Raw genomic sequence first — 16503 nt, forward strand, 5'->3', positions numbered from 1 at the left:
AAGGCGCTGAGCCAGCGCCTTATTTGTTGGGGTGAATGAAAAATTAGAAGTTCACGTTCACTTCGTTAGAACAAATATCGCCTGCTTGGCAAATTTTGTAACTAAACGCATTGGCTTCAACATTACGTTCTATATCTCGGTAGACACCTTTGTTTTCAACCGTATCAAGTAGCTCACCATTACGATAAATATCTACAGTACCTTGAGCTGCACCTTGCCATGCTAATTCCACACGCATATAACCGGTACGTGATTTATTAGCGCGTTTTACTGCAAGTTCAATATTCACTTCTGAGACTTGAACATCGAGTGACTTGCTATTGCTAAGTCCGGTCGCATCTGTCGTCGTAAGTGTTACGGTATACGTTCCCGCAGCTGCGTAACTATGGCTTGGGTTTAACTCAGATGAGCTATTACCATCGCCAAAGTCCCATGAGCGTGAAACGATATCATTATTGGCATCGGTACTTGCATCGGTAAAGTTGACTGTGAGGTAATCACGTTCAAAACTAAAGCCTGCAATTGGTGCTGTTGGACCCACTTCACCAATACCGGTAAAGGTAATTGACCAATTATTAAGAGTACCTGTATCGGCAGCGTAAGTATCGACCACACTTAAAGTCCAATCACCTGTTGCGACTTCACCATCAAAACTGTTTGAGACAAAAGTTTGATTAATATCATCATCACCACCACCTGTTTGATTGTGTAGCGTTGCTACAGAACCAGAAGGTGAGGTCAGTTTTACAATTAAATCGCCAATATAAGTATGAGTAATATTAATTGCTGCTGAAGTGCCAAAAATAGTGATTTCATCTGGCACATTAATTACAGAGTTGACACCTGTAGGGGTATTATCTGGAATGGCTACGCTGGTATCGTTGGCATAAGTAAAGTCATTTAGACCTTGTGGGTAAACAAATAACTCAACCGTTGCTGTTTTTGTTAGCTCGCCACTGGTGGCATTAACAGTAAAGCTATATTCGCCCCAGTTGGTTTCTGACGTTGTAGGAACGTTTAATGTCACTACATCACCAGGCATAGCAGTGCTGGTTGATAAACTAGCTCCTGCAATTGTGCTATCAAGAGTTAAGTTTACGGTCTCATTCCAATCTGCAACCGAAGCGATTTCGAATGTATAACTAGCTGTTTCGCCTGCGGTAATTGTTTGGTTACTTGGCGTGACTTTTAGTCTAAAGCCTGGCTCTGGGTTGGCATCTTGTAAGGCATTTAGTACATTTAAGCGTTTGCCTGATACGGTTTTACCAGTAAGTGCACTGTTGTCATCACCTGAACTCATTAATAAGTCTTTTAGTTCTTGGAAGTTAAGTGCAGGATTAACTGATAACGCAAGGGCGGCAGCACCTGCTACATGAGGCGTCGCCATTGATGTACCTGAGTACGTCGCATAACCACCACCTGGAACAGTTGATAAAATTGCTGAACCAGGAGCACCCATGTCAACACTGGTTAAACCCCATTGTGAGAAACCTGACATCGCATCATTATGGTCGGTACTTGCAACCGAAAGCACACTCGCATGTTCATAGTTTGATGGATAATGTGGGCTGGCATCATTGTCAACCGCATCATTACCTGCTGCTGCAACAAATAAAATATCAGCTTGCTCGGTTGAAGTCAGTGCATCTGCAAGAGCTTGGCTGTAACCGCCGCCGCCCCAGCTATTATTAAGTACTTTAACTTCTACACCAGCATTACGCAGACCAACCATATAGTTCATACATTCAATAGCATCTGATGTGCTACCACTACCAGATGAATCTAAGAATTTACAACCAACAATAGATACATTGTGATTTACACCAGCAACACCATTTGCATTGTTACCTGTTGCGCCAATTGTACCAGAAACGTGAGTCCCATGACCTTGGTCGTCCATTGGATCGCCCGCATCGGTAATAGCATTAATACCATGAATATCATCGATGTAACCGTTACCATCATTATCAATGCCATCGCCAGCGATTTCATTTGGGTTGACCCACATATTTACCGCTAAATCTGGATGAGTATGATCAACACCGGTATCAATAACACCAACAACAACATCATGGCTACCAGTTGAAATATCCCATGCTTCAGGCGCATCAATATCAGCATCAGCTGTACCGCCTGTTTGGCCTGTATTATTTAAGCCCCATAAATCACCAAAGCGTGAATCATCTGGAATACCAAGCGCTTTTACTTGGTAATCAGGCTCTGCATAAAGCACCGCTGGGTGTGCTTTTAGCTTGGCGATTGCTTCTTTTGCACTGGTTTTATTTAAGGTGTACTGCGCTAAACGTCCAGAAAGGACATTTTTATAACGATCATCGATTTCATCGAGATTTAAATCGGAGATTTTTGCCGCAACTAGTTTACGCGCATCGGCACGTTCACTACTTTTAATCCCTTGTTTGTAAACAACGATTACAGAATTGGCTTTATAGCTCGGCTCTGCTTTTTTTGCAGGTGCAATGCTTGGTGCTGCGCTTGCTAATAAAGGGAGCAAGGCAAGTGATATCGCAGAAAGTTTTGCTTTCATTATTGAGATTCCATTATGACTTTATTGTCTTACTCGGAACATTCCGAGCGCTTGGTCTCAACTTTCAACTGTCTAAAAATGTATTAAATAAAATCAGCAACCCATTAAGAAAACGCTCAAAGTTGATTTTAGGCAAGTTAAAATGTAAAAAATAAGTTAAAAATATTCTTAACTTATGTTTTATATGGAATTTTTTCAAAATAAATTGTTTTTCACTGGTTTTTATTTGAGTGAATTAAACTCATACTTTTTTGGTATTTATGTTTACATAAATATTTCAAATGTATTTTTTGTTATATAACCTATTGTATTTAAAGTTATTTTATAAAACGTAATTATGGCTGATAGTCGAGAGGGGCTCTTTGTATGTAGATTGGGTAATGTGAGTCCTTGAGAAGAAAATAAATAATGAGTTTAACACTTCGCCCTATTCGTTTTAGCAATAACATTAAGTTGAAAAGCTTGTTTTCTACAGTGTTACTGTTTTGCAGTGCGGTGGCTGGTGCAAATGAGTTATTTACGCAATCGAATCAGGATCTTCAAGAATCTCCTCTTTCACTCAGTCTAAATCCTACCCTGCAATACCGAGTCGGTGCGCAACAGCATCAAGTAGTTATCACTCAGTATGGGATATTAAATAAAGCAACAGTCAACCAACAAAATGAAAGTACGAATGAAGCGTATATTGTGCAAAATGGCAGCAATAACATCGCGGCCATACTGCAATATGGATCAGATAATCTGATTAACTTGTCGCAGCAAGGAAATAATAATCAAGCTGAAGTGCTGCAACAAGGCAATGCCAATATAGCCAATATTTCGCAAAGCGGTGAACAGGCCTTCAAAGTCCAACAAATCGGCAATGATTTGGTGGTGAACGTCACGTTTTCACAACAATAATTTTATTCAAGGAGAAGCCCAGTGAAATTAAATAAATCTCTGGTTACGTGCGCAGTTGCAATGGCACTTAGTTCAACCACGGTATTTGCTGATCAAAAAGATGTAAATGGCTCAATCGATGCTAAATACAAAGCGCAAGCTGTTGGTAATACCATGGTAATTAACCAAACTTCTGGTACCGGTGTCACTTGGGGTAATGATTTACGAGCCTTACAAGATGGTGATTTACATAAACTAACAATTGATACTGTTGGTGAGGGTAATAGCCTAGAAACAGTGCAAGTGGGTCAAGGTAATTTACTATTATTGAACACGGTTGGTAATGAAAACAGTGAAGTTTATCAACAAAATGGTGAAAGTAATGGCGCATTAACTGAGCTTAATGGCCAAGGTAACCAAATTGCAGTAATGCAATCTGGTGCTGGTTTTTTAGGTGCTAATAACGAAGCAATTAATATCATCACTGGTGATGATAATGAAATCAATATTGAGCAATCTGACGGCGGCCACTGGGCTTACAATAAAGATATGCAAGGTAATGGCAACCAAGTTACTGTCAATCAAAGTGGTGCGTGGAGTGAAGTTCACTTAGATAAAGTCAGCGGTGACAACAATCAATTTGAAGCGGTACAAGATGGTCTTTGGAATACATTAACAATCACAGAAACAGTCGGTGATGGTAATCAGGTTAAAGTTGAGCAAATTGGTGATACCCAAGCAGTAACAATTGGCTTAATTAACGGCTCTGATAATGAGATGTCAATTGATCAACAAGGTGATGCTAATAGCTTAACTATTGCCGCGCTTGAAGGTAATGGCAATAGCCTGATGTTAGACCAAAACGGCAATAAGAATGCGATTGTCAGCGATGTTTTTTCTGGTGATGATAACGAAGTTGCAATCAATCAAATTGGTGATGATAACAAAGCATCTGCCGATGTGATGGGTAATGATAATGATTTTAAAGTCACACAATTAGGTAATACCAATGCTTCATACATGGGTGTAATTGGTGATAATAATGATTTTACTTTAGTGCAAGTTGGCGATAGCAATAGCAGTCACATCGCTAATTTTAACGCCGCAGATAGCCAAGTAACCGTGAGCCAAACAGGCGATGGTAACAGCAGCTTAGTGCAATCTTCTTACCCTAATGTAGCGTTAACTAGCTTTAATAATGAGATTATGGTGACGCAATCGGGTGATGAAAATGAATCAACGGTAACCTTCAGTAATATTCTTGATAGCAATAATAGCTCGGTCGATATCGCACAATCTGGTGATTTAAACTCACTTGATATGATGATTGAAGGTAGCGGCCATAATATTGATATCGCACAAACTGGTAACTACAACATGATTGGTGGCATCGGTGGTGATGCAATGTTAGTGGGCGGTGGTGATGTTATGCTTAGCATCAATCAAATCGGTGATGGCAACTTAGTAGAAGGTTCAATTATTAGTGCATCTGGCAGCATTGCGATTACTCAAGTGGGTGATTTCAATAGTGCAACGATCGTACAGCAATAATTGTACAAAAGGCGGGGCCAATATGGCCCCGATTTTATCAAAAATGCGATATAGAATTTTATTTTGTTGTTGGTTATTTCTTCATTTTTTCCAAAGTCATGCAGATACTGAAATCGAAATTGGAGGCTTGCTGCTCGACCGTTCTTTAAGCCGTTCTGGCCATGAGTTTTATGCAAAGTTCAGTTTACTTTGGCAAGATGTTCCAAACACTTCTGGTATAAATGTTGTCATCAAAGAAACCGTCATGCCAAGAGCTGGCACTAGGCTCGTGCTCGAAATGAATAATCAGGTTATTTATGCCACCTATTTAGGTCGGCGGATTGAATCGGTAGAAGATAAAGTAGAACAAGCTATTTTCACCACAATTGATGCAATTGCACGATCGCAATTTACAGAGCAAAGCGATGATTTAGCAAGTAGCGGATGGTAGTCAGTACGATGTTAAAAAAAACAATAATAATCAGTATAGTAAGCTGGTGGGCAGTGAATGTCTCGGCCAGTGAATTAGTATATACCCCAATTAATCCCAGCTTTGGTGGCAGCCCATTAAATGGCTCGATGTTACTCAATAAAGCTCAAGCGCAAAATAAACACAAAGCCCCTGTTAACGAAAAAACCTACGCCGAAAAATTTCAAGAATCATTAGAGCGTTCTTATATCAATCGTATGGTCAGAGAAATTACCGATTTGGCCTTTGGTGAAGGCGTTGATGACAGTATTTTTAATCAAGACTCAATTTTTATGAGTGGCGATTATGAAATTCAAGTGCTAACCAGTGGTACTGATTCAATTACGGTGCAAATTACCAATACAGTCACAGGTGAGATAGTTGTAGTAGAAGTACCGAGGTTTGGTGGATGAAAAAAAATAGTGTTATGTTAGGTGCGTTATTGCTCCTAAGTGGTTGTAGTGTTATCAACCGTACGTTACCGCCAGACATTGAGTTGGCACAAAATTTAGCGCAAACCGAGACCTTTACTGAGTTTGCTAATTTACCCGCACCGGCCGGCAGTATTGCGGTGTCTGTTTATTCATTTCGCGATCAAACCGGGCAATATAAGCCGCAAGCGAATGTAAGTTCATTTTCAACAGCCGTAACACAAGGGGCAAACTCTATCTTGATCCAAGCGCTGCATGAATCTGACTGGTTTGTGCCTGTTGAGCGTGAAGGTCTGCAAAATATTTTAACCGAGCGTAAAATTGTACGAGCGGGCATTAGTAATAAAGAAGATGAAAAAACCCAATTACCTGCGCTCACTACAGCCAAAGTAATTCTCGAAGGTGGCATTATTAGTTATGACTCCAATGTTAAAACCGGTGGCTTAGGCATGGAGTATTTTGGTATCGGTGCCTCTGAGCTTTACCGCGAAGATGTTATCTCCATTTATTTACGTGCCGTTGATGTACGAACAGGGCAAGTATTGCTCTCTGTAGCCACCACTAAAAAAGTCTTAAGCCAAGAGATCCGCGCTGGTTTTTTCCGTTATGTCAGTTACAAGCGTTTAGCTGAGGCTGAAGCAGGCTTCAGTGATAACGAACCAATGCATATTTGTGTCAAACAAGCGATTGAAAAAGCGCTTACTACCTTAGTGACTAAAGGGATTGAAAAAGGAATTTGGACTACAAAAGAGCAAAATGAGAAATTCTTAGAGCAAGCGCGCAGTAAAAATGCGGCATTAATGCGTAAAAATCAAACTAAAACCGTAATTGCCACACCAACAAAAGAGGCAACAACCGAGCAGTTAGCACTTAGCAAAAATACCAATGCGTTAAGTTTTGCGGTGCAATTTAGAACGGGTAGTGCACAACTTGAACCTGTTTATAGTGAACAGCTCAATAGCATTGTTAGTTTAGTTAAAAGTACCGACTATTTAGCGATTGAGCTACAAGGTTTTGCAGATCAAAGAGGGCTTGAGCAGGAAAACCGAAGCTTATCATTAGCGCGTTCGCATAGCGTTGCACAATACCTTAACAATCAAGGGATTGTGCAACAGCGGATCAGTGTTGCGGGTCTTGGCGATGAGCAAGCTGTCTATCAAGTCACGGATCCTGAAGGGTTGTTTTTCGATCGCCGGGTGATTGTGAAATTAATCGATACGCGTTCGGGCTAATTTAGCTCTGCCGTACTTTGTATCGTCGGTGGTAAAAACTTTTGTGCCCAGTTAGCCAGTTCAATTCGGTTACGGGCATTAGTTTTACGAAAAGCGCTATAAAGATGAGTTTTCACTGTGTGATCACTGATGTGCAGTTTTTCGGCCACATCTTTATTTTTAGCACCTTGTGAAACGAGTCTAATAATAGTGCGTTCACGATTGGTGAGTTTTTCAAGACTCATACTACTTTCATCTTGGCTTTGGTATTTTGGTTGTTGCGCTAACAAATTACTAAAAGCGTTACAGATTGAACTGCGTTTAAACCACAACTCGTTATTTAAAATTTTACTAATCCCTTTGAGTAAAATATCGGGAGTATCATTTTGATAAAAAATCCCTTTAATATTAGCCATTAATAATAATTGCTCAGAGATGCAGTGGCTTTTTGCGTTATAGACAATCACATTATTGTCACGGGCTAAGCTCATTAACTGCGCTGGGAGCATGTCATTCCAAGGCGTTTCTTTCGCGCACACTAGGTATAAATTAAATGGATTTTCGACTTGTTCATGAGGTAAAGAGGTGTCAACTTTTACATTACAACATAAGGTCTCGAGCACTTTAAGTAATACATTCACTGTGTGGGACTCGTGATGATGGGATGAAACTTGTAGATATACGTTTGATTCTTTCCAATTCACTTATAACTTCCTTTTATTTTGTTTGGTAAGAAGATTGTTTAAAGCGGAAAGCTAACGTACTCAATTGTGGTACATAAGTAAAATAATAAGTTAGATTAAAAAGGAATAAAAGTCAGCTGATTCAGATTAATGCAAATATAAAAATTAATATTTATCAATATGATAGCGTTGTCATTTTGAGGCCCAAGCTGGGGGCACAGCTTGAGCGAGATCGCTTGGTTATGATGGGTTAAGCAATTTGTTTTTCAGCAAGGTTTAATTCCATAGTCGCTTTTAATAAGCGGTATAAATTAATCGATGCATCAATCTCTTCTTTACGATTTGTTAGGCTTTCAATATTTAAACCCAGCGGCACATCTAAATGAGCACAGCTGCGTAAAATCTGATTGAGGTTTTCACGACAAATTCGAATTGATTCATTAAGTGAATCATCAGCATCTAGAATGCGCCATTTTGTTGCTTCTGGTACAGCAATTCCTAACCACTGCATAAACTGTAAGGTTTTTTCGCCGCCACACGGGGTGAAAGTTAAGATCACGCGATTGGGCTTAATGCCTTCTTGGCGACAAGTACGAGCATAACTGGTTATTAAGTCGATTGTTGCCTGGGCATCGTACACAGCTTGCGAGATAAAAAACTTACAACCTTGCTGGGTTTTTTCGATTAAGCGACTGTGCTCATTACGCTTTGACGCATGTCGCTCTGCAATCGTAACCCCACCTAAAAAGAAGTCTTGTTCACTTTGGGCAAGAGTTTGGTACGCATCGGGTAAGCTCAGTTTAATGTCGCCTTCAGACGATGGACTCCCTACTAATACTAAATTTTTAAGATTGAACTCTTTTTTGGTTTCGTTAAGCCAAGTTTTGAATTCTGCTACACCACGTTGCGCCACGCTCTTGTAAGTGATTACATCAAGTTCAGATAAATTACTGAGTAACTGGCTGTATTCACGCGGATCGACCGTTTGTTTAAATGGAAATGGGCGCGGTGCACTAATGCGGCTGCTTTCGTCTTGAATGTCATAAATTACTACACCATCGTATTCAATTTCATGTAAACGACTGAGTAATTTTTGTGCGATCATTTCTAATTGGGCTTTATCAGTATCAATTTTTGGTGGTGTGGTACCAATCAGGTAGACACCTTGATTTGCATCTTCAATTTTCTCTTGTAACGATAAAGCCATGATCCTGTCCTAACGAATTTCAATCTATGCAGCTAATATAGCAGCCATTTAGACGTCTAGATAGAAATTTTTAGTGAAAGTTTTTCATCAAAGTTGAATTTTTTTCATTTTGCTATGACATAGCTGCACAAATATTTACAAACTTTTGTCGTATTTATTCGCTCCAAGGCATTTGGTTTTGCATAATAGCCCTCGAAAAATAAACCTTAATCAAGGGAAAATCATGAAATTTAAACTACTTGCAACTGCACTGGCTGTATCGGCAACTTTGTCTGGCTGTGTTGTACACGTTGATGCTGGCAATAAAAATAATAAAGCGGCCATGGCGCCAACCGTGCAGTCTGTTGCTGCCAATACTCAAGTTAAAAGCGGCAGTGATAAAGTATTCTCACAAAACTATGTACTAGAAGAACTCCCTAATGGTTTGCGTGTGATGATTGTTAAAACCGATTATCCTGATGTTGTTTCATTGCAAATTCCTGTATCGGTTGGTTCACGTAATGAAGTTGAAGCGGGTAAAACGGGTTTTGCTCATTTTTTTGAACACATGATGTTTAAAGGCTCTGAAAAATACCCACAAGATGTTTACTCTGATATTTTGAAAAATTCAGGGGTCGATAACCGTGCTTACACTACCAACGACTATACCAACTATCATCTCAATTTCTCAAAAGAGCATTTAGATAAAGTACTTGAAATAGAAGCGGATATTTTCCAAAACCTGACTTATACGGAAGAGCAGTTCCGCACCGAAGCTTTAACCGTAAAAGGCGAATACTTAAAAAATAATGCGAGCCCAATTCGTAAGTTGTTATCTGCAGTGCGAAATGAAGCGTTCGAACAGCATACTTATAAACACACCACTATGGGCTTTTTTAAAGATATTGAAGCCATGCCAGACCAATCGGCTTATGGTAAAGAGTTCTTTAAAAAGTTTTATAAGCCAGAATATGTATCTTTAGTGATTGTTGGTGATGTTGATCCGCACGCAACCATGAAGATGGTAAAAAAACATTGGGGCAATTGGCAAAAAGGCAATTATGTTGCCGATATTCCTGTAGAGCCAAAACAACAAGCGGCCAAATATATTCACGAGAAAAACGATGGCTTACCGGGCCATTGGTTATTAGTGTCGTATAAAGGCACTGCGTGGCAACCAAAACAAAAAGACCGCGCTGCACTTGATTTGATTTCTCAGCTTTATTTCTCAAATAATTCAGCACTGTATCAAGATTTAGTCGTTGATAAACAAATTGCTAGCCAAATGTTTACCTACAATGCTGAAACCAAAGATCCCGGTTTATTGCATGTATTTGTCAAAGTTGAAAAAGAGCAAGACTTAGCGGTAGTGCGTGATGCCATTAACCAAACCTATGCAAAAGCACGGACCGAGCTGGTTGATGCTGATAAACTAGCTAGCCTTAAATCAAACTTAAAGTACAGTTTTGTGGGTGGGCTTGACTCATCAGAAGCGATTGCATCAACTCTAGCGACTTACATGCACTTTGAGCGTGACCCAGAAGTGATTAACGACTTGTACGCGACCGCAGATGCTATCTCAGCGCAAGACATCAAAGACATTGCTAATAAGTACTTTGTTGATGAAGCGCGTACAACTGTGACTATGTCAGATTTAGCCAGCATCAAAGGTTTTGAACAAGAAGTGAACCTTAATGCATTAGTCGCAGAGCTTAATAATAAACCTACAGATGTGGCGTTTAATGTTCTTGATAAAAGTAATGATTCACCTTTGGTGGATGTAAACTTTTTATTCTATACCGGCGCAGCGGCTGATCCGGTTGGGAAAAAGGGCTTAGCAGCATTGACGGTGAATTTACTTGCCAATGGTGGTTCACAAAGTCGTTCATATCAGGATATCAAACAAGCCATGTATCCTATAGCTGGCAGCTTTGATGGCCAGCTTGATAAAGAAATGATCTCGTTACGTGGCCGTGTTCATAAAGATAATGCCGCAGCTTGGTATGCGTTAGTGAGCGATCAATTACTTAATCCTGGTTTTCGTGAAGATGATTTTAAGCGTCTGAAAAAAGAGCAAATTGATGGCTTAAAATCGGGCTTAAAAGCAGCAAATGATGAAGAGCTAGGTAAAGAAGTGCTTTATCATAAATTGTACCAAGGTCATGCTTATGAAAGTTACAATTATGGTGATTTATCAGATTTAGAATCGATCACCCTTGATGATGTAAAAGCGTTTTATCGCGCCGAGTTTACTCAAGCTAAGCTCAATCTTGGTATTACAGGCTCTTTACCTAGTGCCGTGAAAAGTAAAATGCTGCAAGACTTATCTCGTTTGCCAAAAGGGAATGAAAAACGCCTGAATATTGAAGATGCACCTAAGTTAGTCGGTCGCCACGCCACAATTGTTGAAAAAACTGCACAATCAACAGCTGTGTCGTTTGGCTTTCCAATTGAGACTATTCGTAGCGACAAAGATTGGGCAGCACTTTGGTTAGTCCGTTCTTACTTTGGTGAGCACAGAAGCTCAAACAGCTTTTTATATGAGCGGATCCGCCAAGTACGTGGTATGAACTATGGTGACTATTCTTATATTGAATACTTCCCTCGTGGTAGCTCACAAACGAAGCCAGATGCAAACTTAGGTCGTTCAGAGCAAATTTTCCAAGTCTGGTTACGTCCACTGCGTTCCAATAACGATGCCCATTTTGCTACCCGCACCGCGATGTTTGAGCTTGATAAATTAATCAAAGCGGGCATGAGTAAAGAAAACTTCGAAGCGACCCGTAATTTCTTAGTTAACTTTGTGCCGCAGTTAGTTGCAAGCCAAGATCGCCAACTCGGTTATGCACTCGATAGCCAGTTTTATCAAACGGATGAGTTTGTAAGTTATGTGCGTAAGCAACTTTCGAGTCTCACAGTGGATGATGTGAACCGTGTTATTCGTGACAATTTACAAACCGATAATATTCAGTTTGTATTTGTAACCGGTGATGGCAAAGACATGGCAAAACGTTTAACCACCGAGCAAGCCTCGCCACTGAAATACAATTCAGATAAACCAGCAGCGCTTATCAATGAAGATAGAATCATCGAAAGCTACCCGCTAAAATTGAATAAAAAACAGGTTGAAGTGCTCGATATTGAAAAAGTGTTTTTATAATTAATTTATAAAACAGCTTAATAAGCGAAACCAGCCCGCGTAAATCGCGGGCTTTTTATAAGTCAAACTTAGTTATTTAGTATTGATAGATGAAAAATAACTAATTATTTATCATGATGAATGCGTTTTTTTACTCGCATTATTTTGTTTTTCGAAATAACACTGGCGGTTTTAAATTGATAAAGAAAAATGCTTTTTCAGGCTAAGACTGACATATAGCTGTACTTGTTATTTTTTTGTCATGCGCTGTCACAAATGTGAACGATGTTAACAGGGTTACGAGTGTTAAAAAAAGGTGTTGTAAATCATGGCTTTTACCAGGTTGCACTTTTGAAATAGCTAATTATAATGCCCACAAATTTACTTCACATGGAATGTAGCAATGAAAAAAACTTTACTAGCAACGTTATTATTTTCAGGGGCGACTTTTGCCCAAAATTATCAGTCAATTTCTGAAGCCGCTTATGTCAATGTAGAAGATGCTGATTTATATCGTATCGGCACTTTGTATTATTTTTCTGGGCGTAATACCCTTGGTCCATTAGATCAATTTTCTTATATCAATACACATAACAACGTATTTGGTTCGTTTACTGATGATGAATCAAATAATCAATATCATGTTGGTGGCGAATTCTTTAAAGACCAATTTGCAGTAGCTGGTCAATTTATTCGTCATGACTATGACTCAGATGCTACTAATGTATTACAAGCTTCTTTAGGTTACTTTTTTAGCTCAGATTTTATCGCACGCGTACATGTTATTGATGTTGAAGATGGCGATACTGATTTTTCTTTCTCAGCGCAATATAATCTTGATTTAAATACTACTGATTATTTAGGTTTTACCGCTTCAACAGATGATGAACTCGATACCATCTCGTTAGCAACTAAATATTTTAAAGCTCTTAATAATGGTCAATATCTGACAGCGGGTCTTAATTTGTCGGTTGGTGATGTTGATAGCTGGAGCTTAGATGGTCGTTATTATTTTACTAGCAAAACATCTGCGTTTGCTAAACTAGATAAATACGATAATGTTGAAGTAGGTGCAAAGCACTTTTTTAATAACAACATCGCGTTAGCTGCAAGCTACGGTAATAACTTTGATCATAGCTACGATTTATATCGTTTAACGCTTTCTGCACAGTTTTAATAGATACTTCAAAAAGCCCGCGAAAATCGCGGGCTTTTTATTATAAGCGCTGCAGTGTGTGAGCTAAATTGCTGAGATTAATCTCTGTAAAGTTTGTTTTATCAATAGGCAATGCAATATCAAGGACCGTTTTATCTCCTTCTCGTATTTTTCCTTTAGGGGTAACAGTTTTTGACAGTGGCATTCTAAAAGTCACTAAAGGGGTGGCATCTTCAAATTGCAACGAGCGGCCCTCACCATAAACGGCACTTTTTATTTCACCTGAAGAAGTGATGTAGACTGTTGCATTGACTCTTGCATAGGTACCATCCGTTGCTGGATATTGACCTAAAGTGGTTGCCCCCGCATAACTGCGCATTCTCCAGACAAAATCATCACACGAGCTAACGCAGTGTTCATTAATTACTACTAGCATCTTTTTATAGGCAATCGGATTGATTGATGATGGGATCTGCTTATTTTCGCATAGCGCACTGCCTCTGCAAAAATCAGCCCTGATAGGGAGATATTCTGAGGTATTTAATTGTGCTTTTATGATTGTTTGATACCACTTTTCGGCTTGAACACTTGAATAAAAAGCCGATGCTCGTGTATCCGGGTCTTGAAGTTCAAGAATATTTTTATAGGTGATCAAATTATCGTAAAAGCCTGCGTGAGTAAGTGCTGCAATCCAAGGCGTGTTTTCACTACCGCCGCCATTGTTTTGCATATCAATAACTAAATAATCTTTAAAGTTTGTTTGGGTTATTTTTTTTATTGCATTGATATCGTTGCACATACCAGCAGAATTAGGCTTTAGGCAGTATATATCATCATTTTCTGCGCCCCATGGGCCAAATTCATTAATTTTTAAGACATAACTTTTATTTGTTTGATACAAGCACGATTGACTGCCTTGGTAAGCAAGCGTTAAGTCAAGGCTGGGATATCGGCTTTTACACGCTTTTGATTCGGTTTCACTGGTCTGGCTTTGCGTAATTTGAGAGTGTTCGATGTGTTGCTGACTGCCATTTTGGTAGGTAATGGTTAGTGTGGTTGCAGGCTTAGCAAAACGATAACCATATTCCAGATTTTTTGAAAAAAAGGATAGGCAGCCGTTATCGTGATTGTGGCGACAATATTGATTGTAATAATCATTAAATAACTCATGAATGTCATGGCCGTTAAGTTCAGTGATTGTTTTATTGTTGTCTAACGAAAAGAAGCTGAGCTTGGGCCAAGTGTAACCAATTCTTACGCTTGGCCATGTTAAAATTGGTTCAGCGTGTTTTGCAATGGCAGGTTCAACCTGCAAAAAACTATGCAAGTTTATAATGCCGTAATGAATATTATCGAGGGCAATATTAAGCTCAGTAAAATTTTGTGCTCTGGCAGCATTAAGAATAACTTTTTCTTTGTAAGCTGGCCATTTCAGCGTTCTGCTTAAATTACGCTGCTCACTATTGAGTGCATCGATGCGTTCCATGGTTGATAAAACATACTCAGCAATCGCAATGCGTTGTGTTTTATTTGGATATGAAAACTCAGCTTTTTCATCAACGGCCGCGATTGCTGGTAAAGTCAATGAGCATAAAGTGAGCATCGTCATGGCATTAAATGTGTGTGGTGTCATTACGAGTTCCTTTTTTGTAAAAAGGGTACAGTAACAAACTTACTTTGGGTAGTGCTTTGTTGTGGCTGCGTTATTGATTAACATAGCGCTTTTATATTTAACAATGAACTCATCATGTTTTACTTAATGGTCGTTACAGGGCTTTGGGCGTTTTCGTTTAGCTTAATTGGTGTGTATTTAGCTGGGCAGGTCGACCCGTGGTTTTCGGTATTGATGCGGGTGGGATTAGCTGCGTTGGTATTTTTACCTTTTTTGCGTTTGGCTAAGGTCAGTAAAGCACTTGCGATACAGCTTATGGCTATTGGTGCGGTGCAGTTGGGCTTAATGTATGGTTTTTATTACCACTCATTTTTGTACCTAAGTGTGCCCGAAGTGTTGTTATTTACCGTAATGACGCCGATTTATATAACATTAATTAATGATGTATTTGAGCGTCAATTTCATCTACATTTTTTAGTATCTGCATTATTGGCTGTCCTTGGCGCTGTGGCGATTCGTTATCAAGATATCGACAGTGGTTTTATCACTGGTTTTGTATTAGTACAAGGCGCTAACCTGTGTTTTGCGATTGGTCAGGTGAGTTATAAACGGGTAATGTTGCAACAAAAGCAGCTACAAACTGCGCCAATAAAACAGCATCATATTTTTGGTTGGTTTTTTCTCGGTGCTTTTTTTGTAGCCCTTGTCAGCTATGCGTTATTTGGCAATACCGCACAGTTGCCTAAAAGTCCGCTGCAATGGGGAGTTTTGGTTTATTTAGGTATTGTCGCTTCCGGGCTTGGTTTTTTTGCGTGGAATAAAGGAGCAACACTCGTTGATGTGGGCACATTGGCGGTGATGAATAATGTACTGATCCCCGCTGGGATTTTAGTCAATTTATTGATCTGGAATCGCGATGCTGATTTAGTGCGTTTGGCTGCTGGTGGCGCGATTATTTTATTCAGTTTATGGATTAACCACTACTTTGTATCCACAATGAAAGTTGTGAATGAATGATACTTTAACGAGTGTTATTAAATGTAATATCTTATTGCTATGATTTTGATTATTATCAACAATTAGTATTCATCTAAAAAGGAATTATTTTATGTCAAGTCCAAATGTGGTTGAAGTTAGCCCAATAGATTCTATTTATCAACTAACACCTTCCGTGAATGAACATTGGTTGTTGTCGAAAAATGGCACCGCGATTGATTCATTATTAGTTGATTTTCAGGATTACAATAATCCAGCCATGCAAAAATACGCAGAACTTACCGAGCCATTTCAGCAAGCATTAGTGGTTATTGAAATTAACAAAAACCTTAGTGATGATTGGAGTTTCTATGGTAATGGGATTGAATATATTCAAGCTCTTGATAACTGTAATTATAATTTGATTTCAAAAGTATCAGCAGATAAAAAAGCATTGATATTAAAAATTACCAATGTCGGCAAAACTAACAGTTTTAATCCAAATCCGAACGATAACCTCGATAATGTAATTGAAGTTGAAACGGTAAATCCGCAGCTGGGGCTTGAAGTTAAGTTTCGTTATATTGCTCAATTTGTTGACCCAACGTCAGCAACACAGAAAATTATAATGTCACAAGATCCAGGTATGATCATTAGAAGACCACCTAATCCTATGTAAGTGAGCTG

General features: G+C 39.1%; 13 protein-coding genes and 1 pseudogene. 10 read left to right on the plus strand and 4 right to left on the minus strand.

Translation table 11 applies throughout. From position 1 onward, the window contains the following. Positions 1 to 43 precede the first annotated feature (43 nt). Positions 44 to 2545: a S8 family serine peptidase gene (locus tag PTUN_RS03945; RefSeq protein ID WP_009838402.1), complete on the minus strand. Its 2502-nt coding sequence runs from the start codon at positions 2543 to 2545 to the stop codon at positions 44 to 46. A gap of 408 nt (positions 2546 to 2953) precedes the next feature. On the opposite strand from PTUN_RS03945, the gene PTUN_RS03950 reads away from it, so the two are divergent. The 6 genes and pseudogenes from PTUN_RS03950 (at position 2954) to PTUN_RS22110 (ending at position 7086) form a co-directional block, all read left to right on the plus strand. After that, positions 2954 to 3445 (plus strand): minor curlin subunit CsgB, encoded by a 492-nt coding sequence (locus PTUN_RS03950; protein ID WP_009838403.1) that lies wholly within the window; start codon positions 2954 to 2956, stop codon positions 3443 to 3445. A gap of 21 nt (positions 3446 to 3466) precedes the next feature. Further along, on the plus strand, positions 3467 to 4975 hold the full coding sequence (locus PTUN_RS03955) for a curlin (RefSeq protein WP_040643829.1): 1509 nt from the start codon (positions 3467 to 3469) through the stop codon (positions 4973 to 4975). A gap of 22 nt (positions 4976 to 4997) precedes the next feature. After that, positions 4998 to 5405 (plus strand): CsgE family curli-type amyloid fiber assembly protein, encoded by a 408-nt coding sequence (locus PTUN_RS03960; protein ID WP_009838405.1) that lies wholly within the window; start codon positions 4998 to 5000, stop codon positions 5403 to 5405. Positions 5406 to 5413: 8 nt separating this feature from the next. After that, on the plus strand, positions 5414 to 5836 hold the full coding sequence (locus PTUN_RS03965) for a curli assembly protein CsgF (protein ID WP_040643913.1): 423 nt from the start codon (positions 5414 to 5416) through the stop codon (positions 5834 to 5836). Then, a pseudogene (locus PTUN_RS22105) lies at positions 5833 to 6603 on the plus strand (CsgG/HfaB family protein); the annotation flags it as partial. The gene PTUN_RS03965 and the pseudogene PTUN_RS22105, both read left to right, overlap by 4 nt. A gap of 51 nt (positions 6604 to 6654) precedes the next feature. Next, on the plus strand, positions 6655 to 7086 hold the full coding sequence (locus tag PTUN_RS22110; protein WP_232285002.1) for an OmpA family protein: 432 nt from the start codon (positions 6655 to 6657) through the stop codon (positions 7084 to 7086). Here PTUN_RS22110 and PTUN_RS03975 read toward each other — a convergent pair. Then, on the minus strand, positions 7083 to 7769 hold the full coding sequence (locus PTUN_RS03975; RefSeq protein WP_040643830.1) for a response regulator transcription factor: 687 nt from the start codon (positions 7767 to 7769) through the stop codon (positions 7083 to 7085). The two genes, PTUN_RS22110 and PTUN_RS03975, sit on opposite strands and share 4 nt — an antisense overlap. Before the next feature lie 229 nt (positions 7770 to 7998). Next, complete coding sequence (locus tag PTUN_RS03980) at positions 7999 to 8955, minus strand: methylenetetrahydrofolate reductase (RefSeq protein WP_009838409.1); 957 nt, start codon at positions 8953 to 8955, stop codon at positions 7999 to 8001. A gap of 322 nt (positions 8956 to 9277) precedes the next feature. Here PTUN_RS03980 and PTUN_RS03985 point away from each other — a divergent pair, with 322 nt between their 5' ends. Together PTUN_RS03985 and PTUN_RS03990 are read left to right on the plus strand one after the other, a co-directional pair. Beyond that, positions 9278 to 12094: a M16 family metallopeptidase gene (locus PTUN_RS03985; RefSeq protein WP_415906958.1), complete on the plus strand. Its 2817-nt coding sequence runs from the start codon at positions 9278 to 9280 to the stop codon at positions 12092 to 12094. A 382-nt stretch (positions 12095 to 12476) separates the two neighbouring features. Continuing rightward, positions 12477 to 13250 (plus strand): putative porin, encoded by a 774-nt coding sequence (locus PTUN_RS03990; RefSeq protein ID WP_009838412.1) that lies wholly within the window; start codon positions 12477 to 12479, stop codon positions 13248 to 13250. Positions 13251 to 13290: 40 nt separating this feature from the next. Here PTUN_RS03990 and PTUN_RS03995 read toward each other — a convergent pair whose 3' ends face one another. After that, on the minus strand, positions 13291 to 14862 hold the full coding sequence (locus PTUN_RS03995) for a S41 family peptidase (RefSeq protein WP_009838413.1): 1572 nt from the start codon (positions 14860 to 14862) through the stop codon (positions 13291 to 13293). A 114-nt stretch (positions 14863 to 14976) separates the two neighbouring features. Between PTUN_RS03995 and PTUN_RS04000 the strand changes: the two genes are divergently transcribed. Both PTUN_RS04000 and PTUN_RS04005 read left to right on the plus strand, forming a co-directional pair. After that, a complete protein-coding gene (locus PTUN_RS04000; protein ID WP_009838414.1) occupies positions 14977 to 15858 on the plus strand; it encodes a DMT family transporter in 882 nt (293 codons plus the stop codon). Positions 15859 to 15949: 91 nt separating this feature from the next. Further along, complete coding sequence (locus PTUN_RS04005) at positions 15950 to 16495, plus strand: hypothetical protein (RefSeq protein ID WP_009838415.1); 546 nt, start codon at positions 15950 to 15952, stop codon at positions 16493 to 16495. The last annotated feature ends 8 nt before the right edge of the window (positions 16496 to 16503 follow it).

Origin of the sequence: Pseudoalteromonas tunicata, assembly GCF_002310815.1 — a bacterium.
In the GTDB taxonomy this organism is placed as follows: Bacteria; Pseudomonadota; Gammaproteobacteria; order Enterobacterales; family Alteromonadaceae; genus Pseudoalteromonas; species Pseudoalteromonas tunicata.

Excerpts from the sequence above, each read along its gene's own strand:
- PTUN_RS03945 (WP_009838402.1), bottom strand. The coding sequence starts at position 2,545 with ATGAAAGCAAAACTTTCTGCGATATCACTTGCCTTGCTCCCTTTATTA.
- PTUN_RS03950 (WP_009838403.1), top strand. The coding sequence starts at position 2,954 with ATGAGTTTAACACTTCGCCCTATTCGTTTTAGCAATAACATTAAGTTG.
- PTUN_RS03960 (WP_009838405.1), top strand. The coding sequence starts at position 4,998 with ATGGCCCCGATTTTATCAAAAATGCGATATAGAATTTTATTTTGTTGT.
- PTUN_RS03965 (WP_040643913.1), top strand. The coding sequence starts at position 5,414 with ATGTTAAAAAAAACAATAATAATCAGTATAGTAAGCTGGTGGGCAGTG.
- PTUN_RS22110 (WP_232285002.1), top strand. The coding sequence starts at position 6,655 with ATGCGTAAAAATCAAACTAAAACCGTAATTGCCACACCAACAAAAGAG.
- PTUN_RS03980 (WP_009838409.1), bottom strand. The coding sequence starts at position 8,955 with ATGGCTTTATCGTTACAAGAGAAAATTGAAGATGCAAATCAAGGTGTC.
- PTUN_RS03985 (WP_415906958.1), top strand. The coding sequence starts at position 9,278 with ATGGCGCCAACCGTGCAGTCTGTTGCTGCCAATACTCAAGTTAAAAGC.
- PTUN_RS03990 (WP_009838412.1), top strand. The coding sequence starts at position 12,477 with ATGAAAAAAACTTTACTAGCAACGTTATTATTTTCAGGGGCGACTTTT.
- PTUN_RS03995 (WP_009838413.1), bottom strand. The coding sequence starts at position 14,862 with ATGACACCACACACATTTAATGCCATGACGATGCTCACTTTATGCTCA.
- PTUN_RS04000 (WP_009838414.1), top strand. The coding sequence starts at position 14,977 with ATGTTTTACTTAATGGTCGTTACAGGGCTTTGGGCGTTTTCGTTTAGC.
- PTUN_RS04005 (WP_009838415.1), top strand. The coding sequence starts at position 15,950 with ATGTCAAGTCCAAATGTGGTTGAAGTTAGCCCAATAGATTCTATTTAT.